Genomic DNA, 25,108 nt, shown 5'->3' with positions numbered 1-25,108 from the left:
CCATCTGGGCCCATGAGCGCTTCCTCTGCGACGCCCGGCAGCACCGTGGCGACCACCGGTCCCACCGCCGCGGCGCGGCAGGTCACCGTCCTGCTCCACAGCGACGACATCACGGTGCGCGACACCGTCCGCGCGGCGGTCGGCCGCCGACCGGCGCGCGACGTCGAGGTGGTCTCCTGGCACGAGTGCGCGACGGCCCCCGCGGTGGTCGAGGCGGTCGACGCCGGCGGCTTCGACCTGCTGATCCTCGACGGCGAGGCGGCCAAGACCGGTGGCATGGGTCTGTGCCGTCAGCTGAAGTCCGAGGTCTACCGCTGCCCGCCCGTCCTCGTCCTCACCGGGCGCCCCCAGGACGGCTGGCTCGCGACGTGGTCGCTCGCCGACGCCGTCGTGCCGCACCCGCTCGACCCGATCGCCCTCGCCGACGCCGTGGCCGCCCTGGCCCGTGGCGGCTCGGACGACGTGGCCCGGCCGGTCGACGGCCCCGACGCGGGCTGAGCGCGTGACCCAGGTCCCGGCGGCGTCCTCCACGAGCACCGTCCCGGACGAGAGCTGGCCCGACATCCTCACGACCCTCATCGAGGGCGAGGACCTCACGACGCAGCGCGCCCGCTGGGCGATGGAGCAGGTGATGGCCGGCGAGGCCGACCCGGTCGTCGTCGCGGGCTTCCTCGTCGCGCTGCGGGCGAAGGGGGAGAGCGTCGCCGAGCTCGAGGGGCTCGTCGACGTCATGCTCGGGCGGGCGACGCGCATCGAGGTCCCCGGTGAGACCGTCGACATCGTCGGCACCGGCGGCGACCGCCTCAACACGGTGAACATCTCGACGATGTCGGCCATCGTGCTCGCCGGTGCGGGACTCACGGTCGTCAAGCACGGCAACAGGGCCGCGTCGAGCATGACGGGCACCGCCGACGTCCTCGAGCACCTCGGGGTCCCCCTGACGCTGCGCCCGCAGGACGTGCGGGACGTCGCCCTCGAGGCAGGCATCACCTTCTGCTTCGCCAACCTCTTCCACCCCTCGATGCGGCACGCCGCTCCCGCCCGGGGCGCGCTGCGGGTGCCGACCGCCTTCAACATGCTCGGGCCGCTGACCAACCCCGCGCAGCCGCGCTACTCGGCGGTCGGCGTCGCGAACCCGCGTCACACCGAGCTCATCGCGGGCGTCTTCGCCGCACGGGGTCGGGACGCCCTGGTCTTCCGCGGCGACGAGGGCCTCGACGAGCTGAGCCCGGCCGGTCCGTCCCGCCTGTGGTGGGTCGCGGGCGGCGAGGTGCACGCGCAGGCGATCACTCCCGAAGACGTCGGGCTGGTGCGGTGCACGATCGACGACATCCGCGGCGGCGACCACGCGGCTAACGCGGAGGTGGCTCGTGCCGTCCTGCGCGGCGAGGGGGGAGGGGCCCGCACGGCGGTGCTCCTCAACGCCGGTGCGGCGCACGCCCTGGCCACGGCAGCAGGTCAGGTCCCGCAGGACGTGCCGGAGGCGATCGCACGCTCGGTGCGGGCGGTCGCCGAGGTCATCGACGACGGGCGTGCCCGCGCAGCTCTGGACCGGTGGTCCGAGGCGAGCCGCCGCCACGTGGGCTGAGCAACCGCCGTCACGCGACGACGCCGGGCACAGGGCTGCGGCAGACGACCCAGGCCCGGCACGAAGCGCCCGGTGCTCGCCGCGTACCGGCGGTAGGGCTCGCCCTGCGCGTCGAGCAGGTACGGCTCCTCGACGTGGCGCACCTGCAGGTGGATGCCGAGAGCCAGCGCGGCGCACGAGAGCACGAGCAGCCAGCTGGGCACGAGGAGGGCGAAGCCTGCCGCCGCGACGACCATCCCGGTGAAGATCGGGTTGCGCACCTGGGCGAAAGGGCCATGAGTCACCAGCTCGGTCCGCTCCTGCGGGTCGACGCCGACGCGCCACGACTCGCCCATGACGCTCTGCGCCCGCAGGACGAGGCCGGCGCCGAGCGCCACGACGACGGCTCCGAGCAGCTGCACCGGTCCGGGCACCTGCTCGAGCCGGACCACGCCGGCCACCGCGAGGCTCAGCCCGGTGAGCCCGCAGACGATCGCGACGGCGAGGAGCAGGACCCCCCACCACCCCGGGCTGCCGGGCGCCTCGGTGGTGCCGCGGAAGCCGTGGTCACCGGTGCGGCGTTCCTGACGGATCGCCCGGACTCCGAACGCGAGCCACAGCAGGAGGAGGTAGGCGCCGAGCGCGACGGCGGGGACGACGGGGGCGGGCATCAGGGCTCGTCTCGACGAAGGGGCGAGCGATGCCCGGTGCGCGATCCGCGCGACGGGCTCAGCCCTCGAGGCCGAGGCTGAAGGCCGCGTCCAGGTCGTGACGGCTGTAGGTGCGGAATGCGATGTGCGTCGACGTGCCGATGATGCCCGTGACCTTGTTGAGCCGGTCGGCGATGACGTCGTTGAGCTCCTCGTGCTGGCTGACCCGCACCATCGCGATGAGGTCGGCGTCCCCGGCGACGGAGTAGACCTCGCTCACGCCGTCGATCTCGGCGATGCTCTGCGCGACCTCGGGGATGCGGTCGACGTCGGCGTTGATGAGGACGATGGCGGTGATCACGACGCCCAGCCTAGGGCAGGGGCCAGCTCGTCCTGCGCTGCCGCGGCGCCCCCCACGGGACAGGTCCACGTGCCCTCGATGTCGACGACCCGGGTGCCCGGCTCCTCGAGCCAGCGCAGCAGCAGCTCGGTCTCGTCGGGCAGGGCGGAGTCGCCCGGGACGGCCGGAGGTGGCACGACCTCGGCGCTCGCGCGCAGGGCCTCGATGTAGGGCATCGGGTCGGCGCCGCGCGGGGCGCTCGTGCTGCCGGCCAGGCGCCCGTGCCGGATGCACACGAGGTCCCAGCCACCCACCGGCGAGCGCCGCGCGGCGACGAGCTCGGCGGTCGCGAGCAGCGGGCTGGCGCGCTGGCTGCGGGCGACGCCGCGCACGAGAGCCGCGAGCCGGTCGCGCACGGTGCCGGCGTCCTCGTAGCGCTCCTGCCCGGACAGCTCGCTCATCCGGGCCTGGAGCCCGGCGAGGACGGGACGGGCGTCGCCGCGCAGCGCGGTGCGGGCCTGGGCGACCGTGCGGCCGTAGCCCTCGACGTCGACCCCGCCGATGCACGGGGCGGCGCAGCGGCCCATGTCGGCGAGCACGCACGGCGAGCTGCGCCGGGTCGGGCTGATCCGCCCGAGGCACTGCCGCAGCGGGACGACCTCGTGCAGGGCCTGGACCGCCTCGTCGGCCGAGCTCTTCGAGCGGAAGGGGCCCATCCACTCCTCGTCGCCGGCGTGCACCCGCTTGACGACGGAGAGGCGGGGGAAGGGCTCGTCGGTGAGACGGACCCACCACGCCCGCTCGGGGTGCCGGGAGCGGCGGTTGTAGCGGGGCTTGGCCGAGGCGATGAGACGCAGCTCGCGCACCCGCGCCTCGAGGGTCGTCGCGCACGGGATCGGGGTCACGGACTCGGCGATGCGCACCATCTCCGACATCCGCGAGCGCTGCTCGGAGGCGGTGAAGTACGAGCCCACCCGGGTGCGGATGTCGACGGAGACGCCGACGTAGAGCGGGCGGCCCTGACCGTCCTTGAAGACGTAGACGCCGGGCACGTTGGGCAGGTCGCGGGCGAGATGGCGCTTGCGGCGCTGCTCGGGCGTGACCCGGCTCGTGTACGACGCGAGCTCCTCGAAGGTCGTCACGCCGAGCGACCCGAGCCGGCCGATGAGCCCGTGGAGCACGTCGACGGTCGCCCGCGCGTCGTGCAGCGCGCGGTGGTCGGGGGTCGTCGTCGCCCCGAAGGCGACCGCCAGCGTCGAGAGCTTGTGGTTGCGCACCTCGTCGCGGCGCATCACCTGACGGGCGAGGTGGACGGTGTCGAGGACGTCGTGGCGCGGCCACGGCATCTCGGCGGCGGCGCACGCCGCCTTGAGGAAGGAGATGTCGAAGCGCGCGTTGTGCGCGACGAGGACCGCCCCCTTCGCGAACTCGAGGAAGGAGGTGACGGCGGCCGCCGACCGGGGGGCGTCGCGCACCATCGCGTCGGTGATGCCGGTGAGGCTCTGGATGAAGGGCGGGATCGGCTCGCCGGGGTTGACGAAGGTCTGCAGCTCGCCGATCACCTCGCCGCCGCGCACCTTCACCGCGCCGATCTCGGTGATGCCGCAGTCGCGCGGCGACCCGCCGGTGGTCTCGAGGTCGACGACGACGAAGGTGACGTCGCGCAGGTCGGTGCCCAGGCCGAGCGTCTCCTGCACGGCCAGGGCCGGTGCACGTGTCGCCTCGGTGGTCATGGGTGGAACCGTAGGCAGAGCCGGTGACAACGCCACGGACGACACACGGGACCTAGCCTGATCGTGTGCTGCCCACGAGCGACCTCACCCGGACCGCGGACTTCTACCGCTCCTTCGCCCGCGACCAGGCGGAGGGGGAGTCGGCCACCTACGTCGAGTGGGGCGAGGGGGTCGCGGCCGACGAGGAGCTCCTCGGCCGTCTCGCCGAGCTCGAGCCGCCGCGGCGCCAGCCCAACCTGCTCTTCGCCGCGGCCCGCTGGCACGGCGCGCCCGCGCCCGGCGGGTACCGCCCGATGCGCGACCTCGTGCTACGGCAGTGGCCGCAGGTGAGCGCGACGATGCGCCGGCGCTCGACCCAGACCAACGAGCCGGGCCGGTGCGCGACGCTCCTGCCGGTGCTCGCCGAGATCGCCGACGGCGCGCCGCTCGCCCTGCTCGAGGTCGGCGTGAGCGGCGGGCTGTGCCTCTACCCGGACCGGTACGCCTACCGCTACCTCGACGAGGACGGGCACGAGGTCGCCGAGGTCGGCGAGGGCAGCCCGACCTTCGAGTGCGTCGTCGACCCCGTCGCCGCCGCTCACCTGCCGGACGCGTCGCCGCTCGTGAGGTGGCGCGGTGGTCTCGACCTCTCTCCGCTCGACGTCACCGACCCGCAGACCCTCGACTGGCTGCGCGTGCTCGTCTGGCCCGAGGACGTCGCCCGGCGCGCGCGTCTCGACGAGGCGGTCGCCGTCGTCGGCCGTGAGCCCCGGACGACGGTGCGGGGGGACGCGGCCCGCGACCTCGGTCCGCTCATGGCCCGCGCCCGCGAGGAGGCGCCGGAGGCCCGGCTCGTCGTCTTCCACACGGCGGTCGCGGCGTACTTCGACCAGGCCCTGCGGGCGGCCTGGCCGGAGCAGGTGGCGCGGCTGTGCGCCGAGCACGACGCGGTGTGGGTGAGCAACGAGGGGCCGACGGTGCTCCCCGGGGTGGCCGCGTCGGCGGCCGCGCCGCCGCCCAGCGCCCGGCACTTCTGCCTGGGCGTCGACGGGCGGGCGCGGGCGTGGACCCACGGCCACGGGCGCAGCCTCACCTGGGTCTGACCGGTCTGACGAGGTGCGCCGGGTCGGACCGGTGTGCCGGGTCCACCGGGTCCGGTCCGGTCTCGCCCCCTCGGGCAGCGGGCGAAGGGGGTGCCGCCCCCCTCGGGCGGACGTCCACCAACGCTGTCGGTGCTCGCTCGTAGCGTGCGTCGTGCCTGGTCGCACGACCGGGCGAGCACGAGCACACCGGGTCGAAGCGACGCACAGGAGGACACGATGAAGCCAGACGTCATGCGTGTGGACTGCCGCACCTGCCCCGTCCAGGGGATCGGGTGCGACGACTGCATGGTCACGGCCCTGCTCGACCCCCGCTCCGCGGGCGTCGAGCCCGAGCTGGCCGGGCAGGTGCCGCTCGACGCGGCCGAGCGGGAGGCGGTGGGGCGCCTCGTCGCCGCAGGGCTCGTGTCGGCGGGCACCGCCGACCGCGCCGTCGCCCAGCGCGAGCCGTGGTCGCAGTGGGAGCTGATGCACCGCGGGGTGGGCTGAGCCGGGACGGCCGCCCGACGCACCTCGACGGGCGAGGTGCGTCGTGACGGGTCAGCCGTAGAGCGCCTCGACCTGGTCCTCGTAGTCGCGCATGACGACGTTGCGCTTGAGCTTCAACGAGGGGGTGAGGGTGCCGTTCTCCTCGGTGAAGTCCTCCTCGAGGACCGCGAACTTGCGGATCGACTCGGCCTTCGAGACCGCCTTGTTCGCGTCGTCGACCGCACGCTGGATCTCGGCGAGCACCGTCTCGTCGGTGCGAGCCTGGGCGACGGTGATCGCGCCGAGACCGTTGTTCGCGGCCCAGCCGGGGAGCATCTCCTCGTCGATCGTCACGAGCGCGGCGATGAAGGGCTTGCCGTCGCCGACGACCATGCACTGGCTGACGAGCGGGTGGGCGCGCAGGCGGTCCTCGAGCACCGCCGGGGCGACGTTCTTGCCGCCCGCGGTCACGAGGATCTCCTTCTTGCGGCCGGTGATGCGCAGGTAGCCGTCCTCGTCGAGCTCGCCGAGGTCGCCGGTGCGGAACCAGCCGTCGACGACCGCCTCGGCGCTCGCCTGCTCGTTGCCGCGGTAGCCGCGCAGGACGTTGAGGCCCTGCACGAGGATCTCGCCGTCCTCCTCGATGCGTACCGAGACACCGGGCAGGGGCGGGCCGACCGTGCCGATCTTGACCTTCTCCGGGATGTTGACGCTCAGCGGTGCGGTCGTCTCGGTGAGCCCGTAGCCCTCGAGGATCGTCACGCCGACGCCGCGGAAGAAGTGACCCAGACGGGTGCCCAAAGGGGCGCCGCCGGACACGGCGTACTGGACCCGACCACCCATCTTCGTGCGCAGCTTCGCGTAGACGAGCTTGTCGAAGACGGCGTGCTTGATCTTCAGACCCAGCGGCACCGAGCCCTTGTCGAGCGCCTCGGAGTACGCGACGGCCGTGTCGGCGGCGCGCTCGAAGATCGCGCCCTTGCCGTCGGCGGTCGCCGTCTCGTTGGCCTTGTTGTAGATCTTCTCGAAGACCCGGGGGACAGCGAGGATGAAGCTGGGCTGGAAGGCCTGGAAGTCGTCGAGGATGTTCGCGATGTCGGCGCTGTGGCCCATCTTCGCCTCCGCGGTGACGCACAGGACCTCGATGAAGCGGGCGAAGACGTGCGCGAGCGGGAGGAAGAGCAACGTCGAGGCGCCGTCACGGGCGACGACGTCGCCGAGCTTGGCGATGGCGTTCTCGGCCAGCCCGAGGAAGTTGTCGTGGGTGAGCTCGCACCCCTTCGGCCGACCGGTCGTGCCCGAGGTGTAGATGATCGTCGCGAGGCTGTCGCGCCCGGTCGCGTCGAGACGCGCCTCGAGCTCGGAGTCCTCGATCTCGGCACCGCGCTCGCTCACCGAGGTGAGGTCGCCGTTGTCGATGACCCACGTGTGCTGCAGCGTCGGCACGCCGTCGGCGACCTGGCGCACCGTCGCCGCGTGGGCGGCGGTCTCGACGACGAGGGCGCTCGCCCCGGAGTCGGCGATGATCCACTCGACCTGCTCGGCCGAGCTCGTCTCGTAGATCGGCACCGGCACCGCGGCGGCCATCCACGCGGCGAAGTCGACGAGGGTCCACTCGTAGCGGGTGCGCGCCATGATCGCGACGCGGTCGCCCGGCTCGATCCCGGCGGCGACGAAGCCCTTGGCCAGACCCCGGACGTCGTCGAGGAACTGCGACGTCGTGACGTCGCGCCACGACCCGTGCTCCTTGATCGCGAAGGCCACGCGCTGCGGCGCGTTGTCGGCGTTGCGCTGGGGCAGCCGGCCCAGGGAGTCACGCGGATCTCCCTCGACCAGCCGGGGCATCACGCTGTCTTGCACGGGATCTCCTTCGTCGACGACGGCGTCAGGGTGTGGGCCTCAACCTAGACCAGTGGGTAGCGTCCTCGACAGCAGACTCGGCAGATGGTGACGAGGTCCACCCCTGGCCGGGCACGTGACGCACGAGGTGGGAGGGCGCGATGCGGGTCGGCCGGGTCGACGTCGTCGACGACACCTTCGTGCGGGGGGCCGCCGAGGACGTCCGCACCGCCCTCGACGCGCGGGGCCTGCCGGACCCGGGCCCCGCGGGCTGGCCGCGGGGGTGCGGGGTCGAGGAGGTCGAGGACCGCGGGGCGAAGGGGGTGCGCTGGGTCTCGACGGGCAGGCTCGTCGGGAGCATGGAGATCTGGCTCGAGCCGGTGCCCGGCGGGACCCTCGTGCACCACTACGTCCGCGGCACGGGCAGGCACCCGTGGCGCTCGCCGGCGACCCTCGCCCGGGACCACACGGTGGGGTGGAAACGGCTCGTCCACGAGGTCAAGGACGAGATCGAGGGACGGGCGCAGAGCGCCGGGTAGTCTCGCCGCCATGACAGACAGCACCCGCTCGACGATCGTCATCCAGGCCCCCGCGGGCGAGGTCCTCGACGTCATCGCCGACCTCGAGGCCTACCCGCAGTGGGCCAAGGAGATCAGGGAGGTCGAGATCCTCTCCGAGGACGGCGACGGGTGGCCCGACCGGGCTCGCTTCCGCCTCGACGCCAGCCCGATCAAGGACACCTACACGCTCGACTACTCGTGGGACGTCGACGAGGCAGGCCTGGGCGTCGCGTCGTGGACCCTCGTCGAGGCGACGATCCTCAAGGCGATGGACGGCTCCTACACGCTCGAGGACGAGGGCGAGGGCACGACCCGGGTGACCTACGACCTGCTCGTCGACGTCACCATCCCGATGCTCGGGATGATCAAGCGCAAGGCCGCGAAGGTCATCACCGACACCGCGCTCAAGGACCTCAAGAAGCGGTGCGAGGCCTGACCGGGGCCGACCGGGGGTGAGCGCGCTGCACCTCGTCACCGGTGGCGACGAGCCCCGACGACGGGTGCTCGTCGCCGACCTCGTGGCGCGCCGTCCGGGCGCCCGGGTCCTCACCTGGGGCGACGACAGCACCCACGAGGACGCCCGCGACCACGCGCCGGCAGCCCTCGCCGTGCTCACGACGAGCGCCGAGGATCTGCTGCTCGCCGCCGAGCTGCCCGGCGAGGTCGTCCGCGACCTCACCGCCGTGCTGCGCGACGGCGACCTGCTCGCCCTGCTCGGGGCCGCGGCGGTGCTCGCCGGCGCCCCGGGCGAGGACCTCGAGGACGTCGTGCTCCTCGTGCCCCCCGGCAGCGACCCGGCCCGTCTCGTCGCCCTGCCCGACCGCGCAGCCCGCCTCGCGCGCTCCCTCGTGCCCCTCGTCGCCCGCTGGGACGCCGTCGTCGCCCCGGCCGGCATCGGGCTGCCCCGCCCACCGGCCGCGACGATCGACGCGCTGCGCGCCGTCACCCACCTCATGGACCTCCTCGACGCCCGGCTGTGCGGCGACGCGACCGTCCACCACCTGCCCGCCAACGGGCTCGTCGAGGCCGGCCGCACCGCCGAGCTCGCGCTGGCGCTCGCCCTCATGGGCCGCCGGGTCGCCGACCCCACCGCGGCCGTGGACCAGGCCATGGACCCGGCCCGGGACGGCTCGAGACACGACGGGTCGTCACCCGACGCCTCGGCGGCGGGCGCGCCGGACCCTGACGGTGCGGCGGCCGCCGCGCCGGATGCCGCCGGTGCCGCCGGTGCGGCGGGGGAGGCGTCCCCCTTCGTCCTGCGGCTGCCCCTGCCCGGGCTCACCGCGCGCGACATCACCCTCGAGCGCGAGGACGACGACCTCGTCGTCACGGCCGGCCGGCGCAGCCGGTGCACCCGTCTGAGCCCGTTGCACCGCCGGTGCCGGGTCGTCGACGCGAGCATGCGCGCCGGGGTCCTCACCGTCGAGCTCGAGCCCGACGAGAGCGTGTGGCCCCGATGAGCGGGCCCGACCCGCTCGCCGGGATCCTCGAGGCGCTGCTCGAGCAGGTGCGCGCGGCCGACGCGGACGACCTGCTCGACCGCCTGCGCCGTGCCGACCCGGCGAGCGCCGACCGCGTCCTCGCGGGCCTCGTCCTCGCCGGCGAGGGTGTCGCCCGCCTCCTCGGCGAGGGCGCCGAGCCCCCGCCCCGCACCCCTCGCGCGCGCGTGGTCGTGCCCGTGCGTGACGAGGACCTCCCCGACCACGGCAGGATGACCTCGTGAGGGAGCACGCACCGACCATCGGCATCGACATCGGCGGCACGAAGATCGCCGGAGCGCTCGTCGCGCCGGATGGCGCCGTCCTCGCCCGGGCGAGGGTCGCGACCCCGGCCGACAGCACCGAGGACATCATCACGGCCACGAGCGGCGTCATCGCCGAGCTCGTCGCGGCCGCCGACGGGCCGGTCTCCGCGGTGGGTCTCGCGTGCGCAGCCTTCGTCGACGGCGCCCGCGGCCACGTGTGGTTCGCCCCCAACATCGCCTGGCGCGACGTCGACCTCGGCGAGCGGGTCGAGCGCCTCGTCGGCCTGCCGGTCGTCGTCGAGAACGACGCGAACGCCGCGGCCTGGGGCGAGCACGTCTTCGGCGCCGGGCGCGACGTCGACGACATGGTCCTGCTCACCCTCGGCACGGGGGTCGGCGGCGGCTGCGTCTCGCACGGGCGCCTGCTCACCGGGGCCTTCGGCATCGGCGGCGAGCTCGGCCACGTCGTCCTCGACCCGGACGGCCCGCGCTGCGGCTGCGGCAACCGTGGCTGCCTCGAGGTCTACGCCTCCGGCAGCGCGCTCACCCGCTCGGCCCGCGAGCTCGTCGAGTCGGCCTCGCCGATCGGCGAGGCGCTGCGCCGACGCTGCGGGGGAGACGCGTCACGGCTCAAGGGCACCGACGTCACCGAGCTGGCCGAAGGGGGAGACCTCGCCAGCGTCGAGCTCCTCGAGGAGGTCGGCACCCGGCTCGGCCACGGCATCGCGACCGTGTGCGCGGTCCTCGACCCCCGCCTCGTCGTCATCGGCGGCGGTCTGTCCGCCGCGGGCGACCTCGTCCTGGCCCCGGTGCGCACCGCCTTCGCCCGCCACCAGATCGGGCGGGGTCACCGCCCGTCGCCCTCGATCGTCCTCGCCGAGCTCGGTGACGACGCCGGGGTCGTCGGCGCGGCCCACCGAGCGCGCACCGTCCTCGCCGAGCGCACCGGGGGAGCGGCATGAGCGGCGGGCTCACCGTCGGCGTCGACATCGGCGGCACGAAGGTCTCCGGCGGGCTCGTCGACGAGACCGGCACGATCGTCGGTCGCACCCGGCGCGACACCCCGCACCGCTCGACCGCCCCGTCGGTCGTCGAGGACGCGATCGTCTCCGTCGTCGAGGAGCTGCTCGCCCAGACCGAGCGCGACGCCGTGCGTGCCGTCGGCATCGGCGCCGCGGGCTTCGTCTCGGCCGACCGCAGCCGGGTCGTCTTCGCCCCGCACCTGTCGTGGCGCGACGAGCCGCTGCGCGAGTCGCTCTCGCGCCGGGTCCACCTGCCGATCACCGTCGACAACGACGCCAACGCCGCCCTGTGGGCCGAGCACCGCTTCGGCGTGGCCCAGGACACCAGCCACGCCGTGATGATCACGCTCGGCACCGGCATCGGCGGGGCGCTGCTCGTCGACGGCGTGCTCATGCGCGGCCGCTACGGCATCGCCGGGGAGTTCGGGCACATGCAGGTCGTGCCGAGCGGTCTGCGCTGCGAGTGCGGCAACCGCGGCTGCTGGGAGCAGTACTCGTCGGGCAACGCGCTCGTGCGCGAGGCGCGTGGCCTCGTCGGCGCCCGCTCGCCGGTCGCGAGCGACCTGCTCGCCCGCGCCGACGGCGACCCCGCCAACCTCACCGGCCCGATGATCACCGAGGCCGCCCGGGCCGGCGACCGCACGTCGGTCGAGCTGCTCGCCGAGATCGGCACGTGGCTCGGTGTCGGCATGGCCAACCTCGCCGCGGCCATCGACCCGGAGGTCTTCGTCGTCGGCGGAGGGGTGAGCGCGGCCCAGGACCTGCTGCTCGGCCCGGCCCGCGAGGCCTTCGGTCGTCAGCTCACCGGGCGCGGCTACCGCCCCCAGGCCCGGATCGAGGTCGCGACGCTCGGCCCCGACGCCGGTCTCATCGGCGCGGCCGCGCTCGCCTCGGACTCCCTCGACCACCCCGGCCCGGCGGGCCGGCCGGCATGAGCCTGCGCGTCGCGTCGTACAACCTGCGTGCGCTGCAGGACGACGTCGCGGCGCTGGCCCGCACCGTGCGGGCGGTCGACCCGGACGTCCTGTGCCTGCAGGAGGTGCCGTGGATCCCGCCGGTCGCCACGCGGGTCACCGACCTCGCGCGGCGCTGCGGCCTCGTGTGGTCGGGCCGCGACCACCGCAGCGGGCAGACCTCGGTGCTGACGAGCCTGCGCACGCAGGTCCTCTCGGTCACCCACCACCCCCTGCCCGCCCGCCGCGGGGACCGGCGCGGCTACGCGGTGACGCGGGTCGCCCCCTTCGGCGGTCCGGCGGTGAGCGTCGTCAGCGTCCACCTCTCGCTCGACGCCCCGGAGCGGGTGCGTCACGCGCGCCAGATCCTCGCCTCGCTCGACGCGCTCCCCGGCCCGGCGGTCCTCGCGGGCGACCTCAACGAGCAGGAGGACGGGCAGGCCTGGCAGCTCTTCGGCCAGCGGATGCGGGTGGTCAGCCCGCTCACCCCCACCTACCCGGCGAACCTGCCCGACCGCGTCCTCGACGTCGTCTTCGCGACCCCCGACCTCACGGTGCTGCCGCACCAGGAGGTGCCGTGGCTCTACGAGGACCTCGTCGCCGCGAGCGACCACCGACCCGTGTGGGTCGACCTCGAGGTGACGGGCGCCCCGACCGCGTCCGGCGCCGGCTGACCCGGCGCGAGGTCAGAGCCGGGCGCCGTCGTCGCCGTCGTCGCGCTCGCGCGGCAGACGGGTGACGAGCGCGCCAAAGCCGACGACCATGAGGCCGATGCCGAGCCAGGCCCACCACGGCGAGACGCCGTCGCGTCCGAGGACGGCGACGACGAGCATCACCGGGCCGAGGACGAGACCGACGACCGCGAGCCAGAAGGTGCGGTCAGTCGCCGGCGGGAGGGCTGCCGTCGGACCGGGCACGAAGGGCTCGGCGTCGTCGTCGCCGAGCACCGCGTCGACGACCGAGGTGGCGTCGGCACGCCACGGGGTCGGGGGCACGGCGGGCGCTGCCGGCCGGGGCGGCTCGACGTCGTCGTCCTCGCGCGGCTCGCGGGCCGGGGGCGGGCTGCGGAAGCTGCGCGGGTCGACGGCACGGGGGTAGTCGAGAGGTCGCTGCGGGGTGCTGGGGGCAGGTCGTGCGGCGTCGTCCGGCCCGTCGGGGCGAGCGGCGTCGCCGTCCTCGTCGGCACGAGGGGCATCACGAGGACCACGCTCGGCCTCCAGCCGGGCGACGATGTCGGCGAAGGCGGCGTCGACCTCGTCGGGTTCCATCGAGGACGGGCTCACGCCTGTCATCGTCGCACGTCCGTCGCGCCGCGTCAGCGGCCGGTAGAGTGCGAGCCGCCGACGAGGAGGGAAGCACCGTTGCTCTACTGGATACTCAAGCGAGTCGTCCTCGGCCCGTTGCTCCGGGTGCTCTTCCGGCCCCAGGTCGAGGGGCTCGAGCACGTCCCCGCCGACGGCGCGGCCATCCTCGCGAGCAACCACCTGTCCTTCTCGGACTCGATCTTCCTGCCGCTCGTCGTCGACCGACGAGTGACCTTCCTCGCCAAGGCCGACTACTTCACCGGCACCGGGGTCAAGGGCCGGCTCACCGCCTTCTTCTTCCGGGCCGTCGGCCAGCTGCCCATCGACCGCTCCGGCGGCAAGGCGAGCGAGGCGGCGCTGCGCTCCGGCCTGCGGGTGCTCGAGCGCGGTGAGCTGCTCGGCCTGTACCCGGAGGGGACCCGCTCGCCGGACTCGCGCCTCTACCGCGGGCGCACGGGGGTCGCCCGCATGGCCCTCACTGCCGGGGTGCCCGTCATCCCGGTCGCGATGATCGACACCGACAAGGCCCAGCCCTCGGGCCAGCTCGTCCCGAACATCATGAGGATCGGCGTGCGCATCGGGGCCCCGCTCGACTTCTCGCGCTACGAGGGCATGGAGGGCGACCGCTTCGTCCTGCGCTCGGTGACCGACGAGATCATGTACGAGCTCATGCAGCTCTCCGAGCAGGAGTACGTCGACATGTACGCGACGGCGATGAAGGAGCGCCTGCTCACCCGCGCCCGCAACCGGGCGCGCCAGCTGCAGGAGGCGGCCAAGCCCGGCCGGGCCGCCAAGGAGCTCGAGGAGGCCCTGGACGCGGCCGACCAGCCCCAGGGCACCCCGTCGCCCTGGGCCGAGGGCTCCTGAGGCAGGCAGAGGTGCCCCCCGCCGTGCCGACCACCCGGTACGCCCCCTCGCCCCTCATCGACTCCGCCGCGGGCCGTGGCCTGGCGATCTACCGGCTGCTGTCCCTGCTCTACGCGAGCGTCGTCGTGTGGACCCACCGCGCCGACCTCGACGCCCCGTGGGTGGCCGTCGCCGTGCTCCTCGTGCTCCTCGCGTGGTCGCTCGTCGCGCCCCTGCTGCCCCGGCCGACCCGTCTGGCGATCGTCGTCGAGACGGCGATCGCCGTCGGCGCGATCCTCGCGACGAACCTCGCCTACAGCCCCGACGCCGTCGCCGGCGGGGTGCCGACGATCCCCACGAACTGGTCGGCGGGCGCGGTCATGGCCGGTGCCCTGTACTCCGGGATCCGCGGCGGTCTGCTCGTCGCCGTCGTCGTCGCCGTCTCGAACCTCGTGCAGGCCGATCCCGACAGCGCGCTGACCTACCACAACATCGTCCTGCTCCTCCTGCTCGGCGCCCTCGTCGGCCTGGCCGTCAACCTCGCCCGGGAGTCGCAGGTGCGCCTCGAGGCCGCGATCACCGCCTCGGAGCGGCTCGCCGAGCGCGAGCGGATCGGGCGCCAGGTGCACGACGGCGTCCTGCAGGCGCTCGCCCTCATCAACCGGCGGGGCCGCGAGATCGGGGGAGAGTCGCTCGCCCTCGCCGAGCTCGCCGCCGACCAGGAGCGGGCGCTGCGCACCCTCATCACCCGGGTCGAGCCCGCGCTCCTCGACGCGGCCCACCCGGACGTGCGCGGCGGGCGGGGGCACGTCCCCTTCGCCACGTCACCCGCGACCCCGTCCCGTGACGCGCACGACGACCGGGCCGATCTCGCCAGCCGGCTGGCGGAGCGACGCACCGCGTCGGTCGAGGTCGTCCTGCCGGCCCGCACGGTCGTGCTGCCGGCTCACCACGTCGACGAGATCGACGCCGCCGTCGCCGCCGCGCTCGACAACGTCGAGCGGCACGCGGGGGAGGGCGCGCGGGCCTGGGTCCTGCTCGACGACACGGGCGAGGAGGTCGTCGTCACCGTGCGCGACAACGGTGCGGGCATGACCGACGAGCGGCTCGACGAGGCCGCCGACCAGGGCCGCCTGGGCTGCTCGTCCTCGATCGCCGGGCGCGTGCGCGACCTCGGGGGCAGCGCGGGCTGGAGATCACGACCCGGCTCCGGGTGCACCGTGACCCTGCGCGTGCCGCGCCCCGACGTGGCAGGCTCACGGCCATGAGCGAGCAGCCGACCACCGTCCTCGTCGCCGACGACCACCCGCTGTGGCGGGACGCCCTCGTCGCCGATCTCGAGGACCACGGGCTGCGCGTCGTCGGCACCGCCGGTGACGGGCCCTCGACGGTCGCGCGCACCCGGGCGACGACACCGGACGTCCTCGTCCTCGACCTCAACCTGCCGGGCCTGCGCGGCGACGAGGTGTGCGCCGCCATCGCCGACCTGCCGACCCGCATCCTCATCCTCTCCGCGTCCGGCGAGGAGCGCGACGTCCTCGCGACGATCAAGGCGGGGGCGTCGGGCTACCTCGTGAAGTCCGCCTCCGGCGAGGAGATCCGCCGTGCCGTGCACGAGACGGCGCAGGGCCAGGCCGTCTTCACCCCCGGTCTGGCCGGGATGGTGCTCGGCGAGTTCCGCGACATGAAGGCCCGCTCGGGGCAGCCCGAGCCGGAGCCGAAGGGGCAGGTCAGCGCGGTCCCCGAGCTCACCGAGCGCGAGACCGAGATCCTGCGCTACGTCGCGATGGGCATGACCGCCAAGGAGATCGCCGCCGACCTCGTCCTCTCGCACCGCACGGTGCAGAACCACGTGCAGAACATCCTCGGCAAGCTCCACCTGCACAACCGGGTCGAGCTCACGCGCTTCGCGATCAGCCGCGGCTTGGACACCCCGGGCTGAGCTCTGCGGCGGTACCTAGACTGTGCCGGTGACCACCGCAGCACCTTCCGCTCAGATCCGCGCGGCCCTGTCCGCAGACCTGCCCGCCGCGCAGCAGCCGACCTGGCCCGACCAGGCCGCGCTCGCCGATGTCGTGGCGACCCTCGAGAGCTACCCCCCGCTCGTCTTCGCGGGGGAGTGCGACGACCTGCGCGACCGGCTCGCGTCCGCGGCCATCGGCGAGGCCTTCGTGCTCCAGGGCGGCGACTGCGCGGAGACCTTCGTCAACGCGACCGCCGACAACATCCGTGACCGCGTCAAGACGATCCTGCAGATGGCCGCCGTCCTCACCTACGGCGCCGGCATGCCCGTCGTGAAGATCGGGCGCATGGCCGGGCAGTACGCCAAGCCCCGCAGCAAGGACACCGAGACCCGCGAGGGCGTCGAGCTGCCGGCCTACCGCGGCGACATGGTCAACGACTTCGAGTTCACCCCCGAGGCCCGTCGCCCCGACCCCCAGCGTCTCCTGCGCGGCTACCACAGCAGCGCCGCGACGATGAACCTCGTGCGCGCCTTCACCCGCGGGGGCTTCGCCGACCTGCGCCACGTCCACGACTGGAACCGCGGCTTCGTCGCCAACGCCGCCAACGCCCGGTACGAGGGCCTGGCGCGCGACATCGACAAGGCGATGAAGTTCATGGCCGCGTGCGGCGTCGACTTCGACGCGCTCAAGGGGACCGAGTTCTGGTCCGCCCACGAGGCGCTCCTCCTCGACTACGAGCGCCCGATGACCCGGGTCGACTCGCGCACCGGCGACCTCTACAACACCTCCGGCCACTTCGTGTGGGTCGGCGAGCGCACGCGCCAGACCGACCACGCGCACCTCGACTTCGTCTCGCGCATCCGCAACCCCATCGGTCTCAAGGTCAGCGACAAGCTCGCCCCCGAGGACCTGCTCGGCATCATCGACCGGCTCGACCCGCGTCGCGAGCCCGGCCGCCTCACGCTCATCACCCGCATGGGCGCCGGCCGGATCCGCGAGGCGCTCCCGCCGCTGCTCGAGGCGGTCAAGACGAGCGGCTCGATGGTCACGTGGATCTGCGACCCGATGCACGGCAACACCTTCGAGTCGGCGTCGGGCTACAAGACCCGCGACTTCGACGACGTCGTCGACGAGGTCCGCGGCTTCTTCCACGCCCACCGCGAGGTCGGCACCGTGCCCGGCGGCATCCACGTCGAGCTCACCGGCAACGACGTCACCGAGTGCCTCGGCGGCGCCGAGCGGATCCTCGACGAGGACCTCAACAAGCGCTACGAGAGCGTGTGCGACCCGCGTCTGAACCACCAGCAGAGCCTCGAGCTGTCCTTCCTCGTCGCGGAGATGCTCAGCGCCCGCTGAGCACCCCCGGGGGCTGAGCCCGCTCAGCCCCCGACGAGGCGGCGCAGCGCGCTGCCGGCCAGCGGCCGGTAGATCGCGACGACGGGCGCCGGGAGGTGCACGTCGGCCCACGCGGTCGTGCCCTCCGGCCCCTCGTCGACGCCGTGGTCGAGGCGCACCCCGACCGGGCCCACCCCGACCCACCAGGACCACCGGCGCAGGGCGTCGTCCCGCTCGAGGATCGTGTACGGCACGAGGCTGACGAGCGGCCCGAGGACGACCCCGCGGTCACCGGGGCGGATCTCGCCCTCAGGACGCACCCGACGGATGTGCGGCGCCCACGTCGGCCACGCCTCACGGGTCACGTAGCGCGACCACGCCGTGCTCGCCGGGGCCGGCCCGGTGGCGCTGATCCGGCTCACCATCACGCACCCACCCGTCGCGAGGCCGCGTGGGCCGCGGCGCCGGTCGCGGCCGTGAGCACCCCGCCCCAGACCGTGTCGACGACGGCGAGCCGCACCGGCCACCCCTGCACGATCGCGAGGTCGGTGAAGCCGAAGGTCGCGTACGCGGCGACGCCGAGCACCGCCCCCTTCGCCGCGGCGGTGCCGGTCGTGCCGGTGTCGAGCTCGGGACGCACGACGAGCACGGTGACCGCGACGGCGTAGACGACGTAGAAGACCCCGGCCGCCCAGCCGACGAGCGGGTCGGCGAGCAGGTCACCGAGCCCGTCCTCGTACAGGCCCCGCGCCACGAGCGAGATCCACAGCGCGTCGAGGACGCCGAGGACCACCGCGGTGGCCGCGAGGGGGACGAGCCAGCGGCGGGGCCGGCTCACGGGAGGGCGCGGGTCGGGCGTCATGAGCCCAGTGTGGGGCCGGATCACACGACGAGGATGGTGACGGTGCTCCCCTTCGGCACGCTCGTGCCGGCCCGCGGGCTCGTCGCGCGGACCTGGTCCAGCGGGCTGCCGAAGAAGCGCTGGACCTTCACCGCGAGCCCGGCGCCCTCGAGGGCGCTCTTCGCATCGCTCTCGCTCTTGCCCTCGACGTCGGGGATCGTCACCATGACCGGCCCCTTGGACACCGCGAGCGTCACGGCGTCGCCACGCACGCCGGTGCCGCCGCTGGCGGGGTCCTGCGAGACGACCGACCCCTTCGGCACGGACTGGTCGTTGACGTCCGCCGCCCGCTCGACGACGAAGCCGGCCTCCTCCAGCGTGGTCTTCGCGCTCTCGTAGGGCTGACCGGTGACGGAGGGGATGGCGACGGGCTGCGGGCCCTTCGAGAGCACGAGGGCGACCTTCGCGTCGCGGCGCATCTTCGTGCCGGTCGTCGGGTCCGTGCGGATGACCTGGCCCTGCGGCACGGACTCGTGGTGCTCGCTCGTCGTCGAGCCGACGACGAGGTGGTCGCGGGCCAGGCGGGCGCTCGCCGCGTCCTTCGTCAGGCGGGTGAGGTAGGGCACCTCGTAGCGCTCCGGCCCCTTCGAGAAGGTCACGACGACCTCGTCGCCGCGCCGCCCCTCCTGGCCGGCGGCCGGGGTCGAGCCGATGGCGACGCCGGGGGCGACGTCCTCGTCGAAGGCCTGCTTCGTGCTCAGCCGCAGGTCGGCGCCCGTGAGGCGCGCCTCGACGGTGCTCGCGTCGGCGCCGGCGACCTCGGGCACCGTGGTGCGCTGGCCGAGCGTGCCCCACCACAGACCTCCGGCGAGCGCGGCGACGAGCAGGGCGAGACCGACGAGGGCGAAGGGGGAGCGGCGTCGCGCCGGCGGGTCCTGCGGCCCGGTCGCGAGGTCGGTCGCGGTGGTGGGGCTCGTGCGCGTCGCCTCGGTCGCCCCCGACCGCTCGGCCCGGGGACCCACGACGTCGGGTCGGCGCGAGCTGCCGGCGGTCGCGTCGAGCAGCGCCGTCTCGTCGCTGCGGGTGCTGCGCTCGTGCGCGCTGCCCGGTGCCGGCCGGGCGTCGAGCTCGGCGTCGCCGAGCTGCCGACGCACGCGGGTCACGAGCCCGAGGTAGGTCGAGGCGTCCCGAGGACGCTCGTCGGGGTCCCGCGCGACCGCCGCGGCGACGAGCTCGTCGAGGGCGACGGGCACGTCGGGGCGGGTGGTGCGCAGGCTCGGGAGGTCGCCGTGCACGTGCTGGAAGGCGACGTGGATCGGGGTCTCGCCGTCGACGGCCTTGCGGCCGGTGAGCATCTCGAAGAGGAGCAGCCCGGCGGCGTAGACGTCGCTGCGCGGGTCGGCGATGCCGCGCTCGACCTGCTCGGGCGACAGATAGCTCACCGTGCCGAGGAGCACCCCGGTCGTGCCGGTCGCGGTCTGCGAGGAGACGGCCCGGGCGAGCCCGAAGTCGGCGACCTTGACCGTGCCGGCGTCGCGGATGAGGACGTTCTCGGGCTTGACGTCGCGGTGGACGAGGCCGGCGTCGTGCGCGGCGGCCAGTCCGGCGAGGACCGGCTCGAGGAGGTCGAGCGCCGCGCGCGGGCTCAGCGCCCCCTCGGTGCGCAGCACCTCGCGCAGGGTCTGCCCGGGCACGTGCTCCATGACGAGGAAGACGAGGCCGTCGCTCTCGCCCTGGTCGTGGACGCCGACGACGTGCGGGTGCGCCAGGCGGGCCGCGCTGCGGGCCTCACGCCGGAAGCGGGAGACGAAGGTGTCGTCGGCCGCGAGGTCGGGGCGCATGACCTTGATCGCGACATCGCGCTCGAGACGGGTGTCGAGCCCGCGGTAGACCGAGGCCATGCCGCCGTCGGCGAGGTGCTCGAGCACGCGGTAGCGCCCGTCGAGCGTGATGCCGACGAGGTCCTCGACGCCGCTGCGTGCCCCCATGACCTCACATTGTGGCGCGCAGTGCCTGCACGTTCTTCACGTACCCCCGCGTGTCGGCGTACATCCCGTGCTTCTGCACCGAGCCCAGCCCCTGGTAGTACCCGGCGATCGCCTGCGAGTCGCTCGACGCCATCCGGGTCAGCTGCTGCAGGAGCACGACGCCGGCGGTGATGTTGTCGTCGGTGTCGAGCAGGTCGAGGCGGCGCCCGACGAGGCCCGAGGTCCAGTCGCCCGAGGACGGGATGACCTGCATGACGCCGACGGCGTTGGCGACGGAGACCTGGCGCTGGTCCCACCCGGACTCCTGGTAGGAGATCGCGAGGGCGAGCGAGGGGTCGACGCCGTAGCGCTGGGCGGTCGCGACGATCTTCGCGCGGACCTGCGAGCGGCTCGGCACCGGGCGTCCGGCGAGGGTCTGACGGTTGCGGCTGGCGGCGGAGACGATCTCGCTGGGGTAGGTGCGCCCGGCGAAGGTGTTGTGGTCGAAGCCGGCACCGCCGGTCGTCGTCGCGGCGGGGCGGCTCGTGCCGGCGACGCGCAGGCGCTGACCGGGGTAGATGAAGGAGCGGGCGGACAGCCCGTTGATCTTGGCCAGGCGCGTCACCGACATGCCGTGCTGGGAGGCGATGCCCGACAGCGTCTGGCCGGCGGCCACGGTGTGGCGCGACCCGCTGGTGCGGGCGGCCGGACGCTTCGCGGGGCGTGCGGCGGTGCCGTGCACGCGCAGCGTCTGACCCGGGTGGATGAAGGACTCGCTGGAGACGCCGTTGAGGGAGGCGAGGCGCCCGACGGACATGCCGTGGCGCGCCGCGATGCCGTAGAGGGTGTCGCCGCTGCGCACGGTGTACCCGCGGGTCGCGGCGCTGCGGGCGGGCTTCGCCGCGGGGCTCGAGGCGCCGCCGGAGGGGATGCGCAGGTGCTGACCGGGGTAGATGAAGCCCGCGTCGAGCTGGTTGTGCCGGCGCAGCGCGCCGACGCTCGTGCCGTAGCGCTCGGCGATGTCGTAGAGGGTCTCGCCGCTGCGCACGGTATGGGTGCGCCCGGCCCGCTCCTCGCTGTGGACGGAGGCCGGCAGCGCGGGCAGGTCGAGCACGGGCGGGACCGTGGCAGGGGGGACGACGATCGGCAGGACCATGGTGCTCTCCTCGGTACCCGAGGTCACTCGCCGAGGGCGGTGGTCGCGACGTCGGTCGAAGGGGGTGGCGCGTCGCGTCCGCGAGCCGGTGGCGACCGTCGGGACTGTGTGTGGCGGGTGTGGCGTGTGCTGACTCGTGTGAATCGTTCGCGCGAGACGCTACCCCAGCTCGGCCGACCTCGCGCGGCGACGCGAGGCCCGGTGCGGCGTGCGGCCGGGGGCCCGGGCTCTGGGAGACTGGTGTGATGAGCACCGAGCAGCCCCAGGACCTCTCCCAGCCGGGCGCCCCCGTCCCCGGTCACGACGCCCTCGAGGACCTCGTCGGCGAGTGGCTCGCGATCCCCGACGTCGCCCAGCGGCTCGGTGTCCGTCTCACCGACGTGCGCCGGATGATCGAGGAGGGCGACCTCGTCGCCGTCCGGGTCGGCGAGCGCCGCGTGCTGCAGGTGCCGGCGGCCTTCGTCGACGACGACGGCCCGCTCCCGGCGCTGCGCGGCACCTTCACCGTGCTGCGCGACGCCCGGATGAGCGACGACGAGGTCGTCGCCTGGCTCTTCGCCCGCGACGAGACGCTGCCCGGGGGTGCGACCACCGCGATCGAGGCCATCCGCGCGGGCTTCAAGACCGAGGTGCGCCGCCGGGCGATGGAAGAGGCGCTCTAGCCGGTCGGTCCGCGCCGCGCCGTCACGGCGCGGGCGGGAGCGATGCCACGACGACCGTGGTCGCGTCGCCCGTCAGCTGGTGACCGCCGCGGTCGTGCAGGACCCGCCGCGCGGCCGGGAGCCGTGCGCTCAGCAGGTCGAGGTGCCCGGCGGGCACCACCTCGTCGTCGGCGCAGTGGTGCAGGGTGACCTGCAGCGCGGGGTCGAGCCGCTCCGCCGCGTCGTCCGGCAGCGCGTAGTCGGCGACGTCCCACCCCTTCGGCCCCCAGTCCGGCGCGGCGAGCAGCACGAGGTGGTCGACACCCAGGTCGGCCTCGGTCGCCATGCGCAGCACGGTCGACCCGCCGAAGGAGTGACCGACGACCGTGCGCACCTGCGGGGTGAGCGCGGTGCGCACGCACGCCGCCCAGGCGTCGTGGCTCATGTCCTCGTCGGGCAGCCGCGGGGCGAGGACGGGCTCGGCGAGCCCCTCCCGCAGGGCGCGCACGAGGTCCTGGTCCTCGTCGTGCCCGCCGGCCCCGTGGAGGAAGAGCAGCGCCACCCCCTCAGGGTAGGGGTCAGGCGGTGCGCGCGGTGGCGAGCTCGACGAGCTCGGCGAGGGCCTCGACCGCCTCGGGCCGCGACCCCGGCAGGCCCGCGACCTCGTCCAGAGCAGCTCGCGAGGCGTCGACGAGCCGGGTGATCTCGGCCTCGACCTCGGCCACCGCGCCGGTGCTCGTCAGCAGCTCGCGGAAGCGCGCCACCTGCGTGTCGTCGAGCTGGGGGTCGCCGAGGTGCTCCTCGAGCCAGGCCCGCTGCGCGACGTCGGCGCCCAGCCAGGCCCGGGCGACGAGGACCGTGCGCTTGCCCTCGCGCAGGTCGTCGCCCGCCGGCTTGCCCGTCTCGTCGGGGTCGCCGAAGACGCCGAGGAGGTCGTCGCGCAGCTGGAAGGCCTCGCCGAGGGCGAGCCCGTGGCGCGAGAGCGCCTCGCGCGTCGCGGGCGAGGCTCCCGCGGCGGTCGCGCCGATGAGCAGGGGGTGCTCGACGGAGTACTTCGCGCTCTTGTAGCGCAGCACCCGCCGGGCGCGCTCGACGCGCTCCGGGCCGTCGGCGGCCGACCACGGCTGCATCGACTCGACGACGTCGATGAACTGGCCGGCCATGAGCTGCGTGCGCATCCGCTCGAGGACCTCCCACGCCGCGGCGAGACGGTCGGCCGGCAGGCCCGAGCGTACGACGAGGTCGTCGCACCAGTCGAGGCAGAGGTTGCCGGCGAGGATCGCCCCGGACAGGCCGAAGCGGTCGGCGTCGCCGCGCCACCCGCGCTGCGCGTGCGCGGCGGCGAGCGCCCGGTGCGCCGCGGGGGCGCCGCGGCGGGTGTCGGAGTCGTCCATGACGTCGTCGTGGAGCAGGGCCGCGGCCTGGAAGAGCTCCATCGCCGAGGCGAGGGCCACCGGCACGTGCCCGTCCTCGCCGCCCCCCGCGCGCCAGCCCCAGTAGGCGAAGGCGGCGCGCAGCCGCTTGCCGCCGCGCACGAGCGAGCTGATCGCGTCGGTGAGGTCGGCGACGTCCGGACCCATCTCGTCGAGATGACGCTGCTGACGGGCGATCTCGGCGTCGAGCTGGGCCTGGACCCGGCCCCGCAGGTCGGCGGCGAAGGGGTCGGGCACGTCGGCTCCTCGAGGGTGGGGTCGGGCGGTGCGGTCTGTGCTGCGAGCGGCGACGTCGGCGGCGGTCTCAGCAGCAGGTACGCGCCAGCCTACGGGCAGGCCCGCGGGCTATGGTCGCCGCCATGACGTCGCCCAGCGCACCCGGCGGGACCATCCCGCAGCGGCTCTCCTCGACGCGTCCCTCGATCAGCTTCGAGTTCATGCCGCCCAAGGACGACGCGGGCGAGGCGGTGCTGTGGGAGGCGATCGCGCGCCTCGAGCCCTTCGCCCCCGACTTCGTGTCGGTGACGTACGGCGCGGGCGGCTCGAGCCAGGACCGCACGCTGCGCGTCACCGAGCAGATCGGCCAGCGCACCTCGCTCACCGCGATGGCGCACCTCACGTGCGTCAGCCAGAGCGTCGACGACCTGCGCGAGGTGCTCGCCGGGTACGCCGCCGCCGGCATCGACCACGTCCTCGCCCTGCGCGGAGACCCGCCCGGTGACCCCCGTGGCGAGTGGACCGCGCACCCGCAGGGGCTCGACCACGCCGAGGACCTCGTCGCCCTCGTGCGCGAGGTCGGCGGCTTCGAGGTCGGAGTCGCGGCCTTCCCCGACGTGCACCCGAGCTCGGCCTCGTTGCGCGACGACGTCGAGACCCTCGTGCGCAAGGCCGACGCCGGCGCGAGCTTCGCCGTGACCCAGATGGTCTTCGACGCCGAGTCCTACCTGCGGCTGCGCGACGAGGTCGCCGCCCGCCGCGACCTGCCGATCACCCCCGGCCTCATGCCGGTGACGAGCGTCAAGCAGATCCGTCGGATGGCCCAGCTCATGGGCACGCCCCTGCCCGCGGCCGTCGTCGACCGTCTCCAGGCCGTCGACGGCGATCCCGCGGCGGTGCGGGCCGTGGGCGTCGAGATCGCCACCGAGCTCGCCGACCGCATGCTCGGGGAGGGCGCCCCGGGCCTGCACCTCATCACGATGAACCGCTCGACGGCCAGCCTCGAGGTGCTGCAGAACCTCTCGCACCTGCGCGCCTGAGCGACCGCTCGGCGCACGTCCCGCCCCCGCCCCCCGGCGGGCTTGACCACCTCGTCGTCCCGCGCGCTAGTGTGGCCGTCAGTTCGAACATGTGTTCGATCGTGGGTGACGGCGACGAGCGGAGGACGCGGTGACGACGCGGGTGGCGGGCGAGAGCATCGAGGTGCGAGGGGCTCCGGGTGGTGACTGCTCGGATGACGGGGGAGCGCCCCGGGCCTTCCTGTGGAGGGGGCGCCTCTACCGGGTGAGCCGGGTCGTCGACCGCTGGCAGGAGGACCGGGCCGGCGAGGTCTGGCAGGTCTGCGCGAGCTCGGGCCGAGGAGCCGACGAGGTCTTCGACCTGCGGGCGGACCGCGGGGACGGCGGGGCGGCCGTCGCCTGGTCGCTCGTGGCGGCGCTGGGCTGAGGGT

General features: G+C 74.5%; 28 protein-coding genes and 1 pseudogene. 18 read left to right on the top strand and 11 right to left on the bottom strand.

Annotation, left to right across the window (positions count from 1 at the left end):
* Nucleotides 1-12: 12 nt before the first annotated feature.
* The gene (locus L6241_RS02205; RefSeq protein WP_068275258.1) at nucleotides 13-498 is read left to right on the top strand and encodes a response regulator transcription factor; all 486 of its coding nucleotides are present in this window, start codon (nucleotides 13-15) and stop codon (nucleotides 496-498) included.
* A gap of 4 nt (nucleotides 499-502) precedes the next feature.
* Complete coding sequence (gene trpD, locus L6241_RS02200; RefSeq protein ID WP_368244582.1) at nucleotides 503-1,588, top strand: anthranilate phosphoribosyltransferase; 1,086 nt, start codon at nucleotides 503-505, stop codon at nucleotides 1,586-1,588.
* 125 nt (nucleotides 1,589-1,713) lie between these two features.
* Here the strand turns inward: trpD and L6241_RS02195 are convergent.
* From L6241_RS02195 to L6241_RS02185, 3 genes and pseudogenes are all read right to left on the bottom strand, one after another.
* Nucleotides 1,714-2,238 (bottom strand): annotated as a pseudogene (locus L6241_RS02195) (isoprenylcysteine carboxylmethyltransferase family protein); the annotation flags it as partial.
* A gap of 58 nt (nucleotides 2,239-2,296) precedes the next feature.
* Nucleotides 2,297-2,578: an Lrp/AsnC family transcriptional regulator gene (locus tag L6241_RS02190; RefSeq protein WP_068275261.1), complete on the bottom strand. Its 282-nt coding sequence runs from the start codon at nucleotides 2,576-2,578 to the stop codon at nucleotides 2,297-2,299.
* Entirely contained in the window at nucleotides 2,575-4,290 is a 1,716-nt protein-coding gene (locus L6241_RS02185; protein WP_368244581.1) for a DEDD exonuclease domain-containing protein, read from the bottom strand. The genes L6241_RS02190 and L6241_RS02185 overlap by 4 nt, the downstream gene beginning before the upstream one ends.
* 65 nt (nucleotides 4,291-4,355) lie before the next feature.
* On the opposite strand from L6241_RS02185, the gene L6241_RS02180 reads away from it, so the two are divergent.
* Nucleotides 4,356-5,372, top strand: coding sequence for a DUF2332 domain-containing protein (locus tag L6241_RS02180; RefSeq protein WP_368244580.1), 1,017 nt, complete (start codon nucleotides 4,356-4,358; stop codon nucleotides 5,370-5,372).
* Nucleotides 5,373-5,588: 216 nt separating this feature from the next.
* The gene (locus L6241_RS02175) at nucleotides 5,589-5,858 is read left to right on the top strand and encodes a hypothetical protein (RefSeq protein ID WP_368244578.1); all 270 of its coding nucleotides are present in this window, start codon (nucleotides 5,589-5,591) and stop codon (nucleotides 5,856-5,858) included.
* 51 nt (nucleotides 5,859-5,909) lie between these two features.
* On the opposite strand, the gene L6241_RS02170 is transcribed toward L6241_RS02175, so the two are convergent.
* Entirely contained in the window at nucleotides 5,910-7,682 is a 1,773-nt protein-coding gene (locus L6241_RS02170) for a long-chain fatty acid--CoA ligase (protein WP_368245135.1), read from the bottom strand.
* A 155-nt stretch (nucleotides 7,683-7,837) separates the two neighbouring features.
* Here L6241_RS02170 and L6241_RS02165 point away from each other — a divergent pair, with 155 nt between their 5' ends.
* The 7 genes from L6241_RS02165 to L6241_RS02135 are packed head-to-tail and all read left to right on the top strand — an operon-like array spanning nucleotide 7,838 to nucleotide 12,629.
* The gene (locus tag L6241_RS02165) at nucleotides 7,838-8,215 is read left to right on the top strand and encodes a hypothetical protein (protein WP_368244576.1); all 378 of its coding nucleotides are present in this window, start codon (nucleotides 7,838-7,840) and stop codon (nucleotides 8,213-8,215) included.
* 10 nt (nucleotides 8,216-8,225) lie between these two features.
* Nucleotides 8,226-8,672: an SRPBCC family protein gene (locus L6241_RS02160; RefSeq protein WP_368244575.1), complete on the top strand. Its 447-nt coding sequence runs from the start codon at nucleotides 8,226-8,228 to the stop codon at nucleotides 8,670-8,672.
* A gap of 16 nt (nucleotides 8,673-8,688) precedes the next feature.
* Nucleotides 8,689-9,696 carry a hypothetical protein gene (locus L6241_RS02155; RefSeq protein ID WP_368244574.1) on the top strand — a complete coding sequence of 336 codons (1,008 nt, stop codon included), beginning with the start codon at nucleotides 8,689-8,691 and terminating at the stop codon, nucleotides 9,694-9,696.
* Nucleotides 9,693-9,959, top strand: coding sequence for a hypothetical protein (locus tag L6241_RS02150; RefSeq protein WP_368244572.1), 267 nt, complete (start codon nucleotides 9,693-9,695; stop codon nucleotides 9,957-9,959). Before L6241_RS02155 ends, L6241_RS02150 begins: the two co-directional genes overlap by 4 nt.
* A complete protein-coding gene (locus L6241_RS02145; protein WP_368244571.1) occupies nucleotides 9,956-10,942 on the top strand; it encodes an ROK family glucokinase in 987 nt (328 codons plus the stop codon). Before L6241_RS02150 ends, L6241_RS02145 begins: the two co-directional genes overlap by 4 nt.
* The gene (locus tag L6241_RS02140) at nucleotides 10,939-11,937 is read left to right on the top strand and encodes an ROK family glucokinase (RefSeq protein ID WP_123091932.1); all 999 of its coding nucleotides are present in this window, start codon (nucleotides 10,939-10,941) and stop codon (nucleotides 11,935-11,937) included. Before L6241_RS02145 ends, L6241_RS02140 begins: the two co-directional genes overlap by 4 nt.
* Nucleotides 11,934-12,629 (top strand): endonuclease/exonuclease/phosphatase family protein, encoded by a 696-nt coding sequence (locus L6241_RS02135; RefSeq protein WP_368244570.1) that lies wholly within the window; start codon nucleotides 11,934-11,936, stop codon nucleotides 12,627-12,629. Before L6241_RS02140 ends, L6241_RS02135 begins: the two co-directional genes overlap by 4 nt.
* Before the next feature lie 12 nt (nucleotides 12,630-12,641).
* On the opposite strand, the gene L6241_RS02130 is transcribed toward L6241_RS02135, so the two are convergent.
* On the bottom strand, nucleotides 12,642-13,247 hold the full coding sequence (locus L6241_RS02130; RefSeq protein ID WP_368244568.1) for a hypothetical protein: 606 nt from the start codon (nucleotides 13,245-13,247) through the stop codon (nucleotides 12,642-12,644).
* A 69-nt stretch (nucleotides 13,248-13,316) separates the two neighbouring features.
* Between L6241_RS02130 and L6241_RS02125 the strand changes: the two genes are divergently transcribed.
* From L6241_RS02125 to L6241_RS02110, 4 genes are read left to right on the top strand one after another with little or no spacing between them, the layout of a single operon-like run.
* Nucleotides 13,317-14,126: a lysophospholipid acyltransferase family protein gene (locus L6241_RS02125; protein ID WP_368244567.1), complete on the top strand. Its 810-nt coding sequence runs from the start codon at nucleotides 13,317-13,319 to the stop codon at nucleotides 14,124-14,126.
* Nucleotides 14,127-14,149: 23 nt separating this feature from the next.
* Nucleotides 14,150-15,373, top strand: a complete 1,224-nt coding sequence (macS, locus tag L6241_RS02120; RefSeq protein WP_368244566.1) for a MacS family sensor histidine kinase — start codon at nucleotides 14,150-14,152, stop codon at nucleotides 15,371-15,373.
* Nucleotides 15,370-16,047 (top strand): response regulator transcription factor, encoded by a 678-nt coding sequence (locus L6241_RS02115; protein WP_123091928.1) that lies wholly within the window; start codon nucleotides 15,370-15,372, stop codon nucleotides 16,045-16,047. The genes macS and L6241_RS02115 overlap by 4 nt, the downstream gene beginning before the upstream one ends.
* Before the next feature lie 22 nt (nucleotides 16,048-16,069).
* Nucleotides 16,070-17,425 carry a class II 3-deoxy-7-phosphoheptulonate synthase gene (locus tag L6241_RS02110; RefSeq protein ID WP_068275311.1) on the top strand — a complete coding sequence of 452 codons (1,356 nt, stop codon included), beginning with the start codon at nucleotides 16,070-16,072 and terminating at the stop codon, nucleotides 17,423-17,425.
* Between the two features lie 23 nt (nucleotides 17,426-17,448).
* Here the strand turns inward: L6241_RS02110 and L6241_RS02105 are convergent, their stop codons facing one another.
* Genes L6241_RS02105 through L6241_RS02090 form a run of 4 tightly spaced genes read right to left on the bottom strand, consistent with a single transcriptional unit; the run spans nucleotide 17,449 to nucleotide 21,368 of the window.
* The gene (locus tag L6241_RS02105; protein ID WP_368244565.1) at nucleotides 17,449-17,832 is read right to left on the bottom strand and encodes an SRPBCC family protein; all 384 of its coding nucleotides are present in this window, start codon (nucleotides 17,830-17,832) and stop codon (nucleotides 17,449-17,451) included.
* Entirely contained in the window at nucleotides 17,829-18,266 is a 438-nt protein-coding gene (locus L6241_RS02100; RefSeq protein ID WP_368244564.1) for a DUF2177 family protein, read from the bottom strand. The genes L6241_RS02105 and L6241_RS02100 overlap by 4 nt, the downstream gene beginning before the upstream one ends.
* Nucleotides 18,267-18,286: 20 nt before the next feature.
* The gene (pknB, locus tag L6241_RS02095; RefSeq protein ID WP_368244563.1) at nucleotides 18,287-20,233 is read right to left on the bottom strand and encodes a Stk1 family PASTA domain-containing Ser/Thr kinase; all 1,947 of its coding nucleotides are present in this window, start codon (nucleotides 20,231-20,233) and stop codon (nucleotides 18,287-18,289) included.
* 4 nt (nucleotides 20,234-20,237) lie between these two features.
* Nucleotides 20,238-21,368 carry a LysM peptidoglycan-binding domain-containing protein gene (locus L6241_RS02090; protein ID WP_368244562.1) on the bottom strand — a complete coding sequence of 377 codons (1,131 nt, stop codon included), beginning with the start codon at nucleotides 21,366-21,368 and terminating at the stop codon, nucleotides 20,238-20,240.
* A gap of 245 nt (nucleotides 21,369-21,613) precedes the next feature.
* Here L6241_RS02090 and L6241_RS02085 point away from each other — a divergent pair, with 245 nt between their 5' ends.
* Entirely contained in the window at nucleotides 21,614-22,030 is a 417-nt protein-coding gene (locus L6241_RS02085) for an Rv2175c family DNA-binding protein (protein WP_368244561.1), read from the top strand.
* Between the two features lie 22 nt (nucleotides 22,031-22,052).
* On the opposite strand, the gene L6241_RS02080 is transcribed toward L6241_RS02085, so the two are convergent.
* Entirely contained in the window at nucleotides 22,053-22,571 is a 519-nt protein-coding gene (locus L6241_RS02080) for an alpha/beta fold hydrolase (RefSeq protein ID WP_368244560.1), read from the bottom strand.
* Nucleotides 22,572-22,587: 16 nt separating this feature from the next.
* Nucleotides 22,588-23,679: a polyprenyl synthetase family protein gene (locus L6241_RS02075; RefSeq protein ID WP_368244558.1), complete on the bottom strand. Its 1,092-nt coding sequence runs from the start codon at nucleotides 23,677-23,679 to the stop codon at nucleotides 22,588-22,590.
* A gap of 122 nt (nucleotides 23,680-23,801) precedes the next feature.
* Between L6241_RS02075 and metF the strand changes: the two genes are divergently transcribed.
* A complete protein-coding gene (gene metF / locus L6241_RS02070; RefSeq protein WP_368244557.1) occupies nucleotides 23,802-24,698 on the top strand; it encodes a methylenetetrahydrofolate reductase [NAD(P)H] in 897 nt (298 codons plus the stop codon).
* A gap of 130 nt (nucleotides 24,699-24,828) precedes the next feature.
* Nucleotides 24,829-25,104, top strand: coding sequence for a DUF6504 family protein (locus L6241_RS02065; RefSeq protein WP_368244556.1), 276 nt, complete (start codon nucleotides 24,829-24,831; stop codon nucleotides 25,102-25,104).
* Nucleotides 25,105-25,108: the final 4 nt, after the last annotated feature.

The sequence above is a fragment of the Janibacter sp. Y6 genome, from assembly GCF_040900765.1.
Lineage (GTDB): Bacteria > Actinomycetota > Actinomycetes > Actinomycetales > Dermatophilaceae > Marihabitans > Marihabitans melonis.
Note: the sequence above shows the minus strand (reverse complement) of the source record. Positions and strands in the feature narration are given on the sequence as shown.

Excerpts from the sequence above, each read along its gene's own strand:
- L6241_RS02090 (WP_368244562.1), bottom strand. The coding sequence starts at position 21,368 with ATGGTCCTGCCGATCGTCGTCCCCCCTGCCACGGTCCCGCCCGTGCTC.
- L6241_RS02115 (WP_123091928.1), top strand. The coding sequence starts at position 15,370 with ATGAGCGAGCAGCCGACCACCGTCCTCGTCGCCGACGACCACCCGCTG.
- L6241_RS02140 (WP_123091932.1), top strand. The coding sequence starts at position 10,939 with ATGAGCGGCGGGCTCACCGTCGGCGTCGACATCGGCGGCACGAAGGTC.
- L6241_RS02205 (WP_068275258.1), top strand. The coding sequence starts at position 13 with ATGAGCGCTTCCTCTGCGACGCCCGGCAGCACCGTGGCGACCACCGGT.
- L6241_RS02175 (WP_368244578.1), top strand. The coding sequence starts at position 5,589 with ATGAAGCCAGACGTCATGCGTGTGGACTGCCGCACCTGCCCCGTCCAG.
- L6241_RS02170 (WP_368245135.1), bottom strand. The coding sequence starts at position 7,682 with ATGCCCCGGCTGGTCGAGGGAGATCCGCGTGACTCCCTGGGCCGGCTG.
- L6241_RS02100 (WP_368244564.1), bottom strand. The coding sequence starts at position 18,266 with ATGACGCCCGACCCGCGCCCTCCCGTGAGCCGGCCCCGCCGCTGGCTC.
- pknB (WP_368244563.1), bottom strand. The coding sequence starts at position 20,233 with ATGGGGGCACGCAGCGGCGTCGAGGACCTCGTCGGCATCACGCTCGAC.
- L6241_RS02085 (WP_368244561.1), top strand. The coding sequence starts at position 21,614 with ATGAGCACCGAGCAGCCCCAGGACCTCTCCCAGCCGGGCGCCCCCGTC.
- L6241_RS02130 (WP_368244568.1), bottom strand. The coding sequence starts at position 13,247 with ATGACAGGCGTGAGCCCGTCCTCGATGGAACCCGACGAGGTCGACGCC.
- L6241_RS02150 (WP_368244572.1), top strand. The coding sequence starts at position 9,693 with ATGAGCGGGCCCGACCCGCTCGCCGGGATCCTCGAGGCGCTGCTCGAG.
- metF (WP_368244557.1), top strand. The coding sequence starts at position 23,802 with ATGACGTCGCCCAGCGCACCCGGCGGGACCATCCCGCAGCGGCTCTCC.
- L6241_RS02165 (WP_368244576.1), top strand. The coding sequence starts at position 7,838 with ATGCGGGTCGGCCGGGTCGACGTCGTCGACGACACCTTCGTGCGGGGG.
- L6241_RS02185 (WP_368244581.1), bottom strand. The coding sequence starts at position 4,290 with ATGACCACCGAGGCGACACGTGCACCGGCCCTGGCCGTGCAGGAGACG.
- L6241_RS02160 (WP_368244575.1), top strand. The coding sequence starts at position 8,226 with ATGACAGACAGCACCCGCTCGACGATCGTCATCCAGGCCCCCGCGGGC.
- L6241_RS02135 (WP_368244570.1), top strand. The coding sequence starts at position 11,934 with ATGAGCCTGCGCGTCGCGTCGTACAACCTGCGTGCGCTGCAGGACGAC.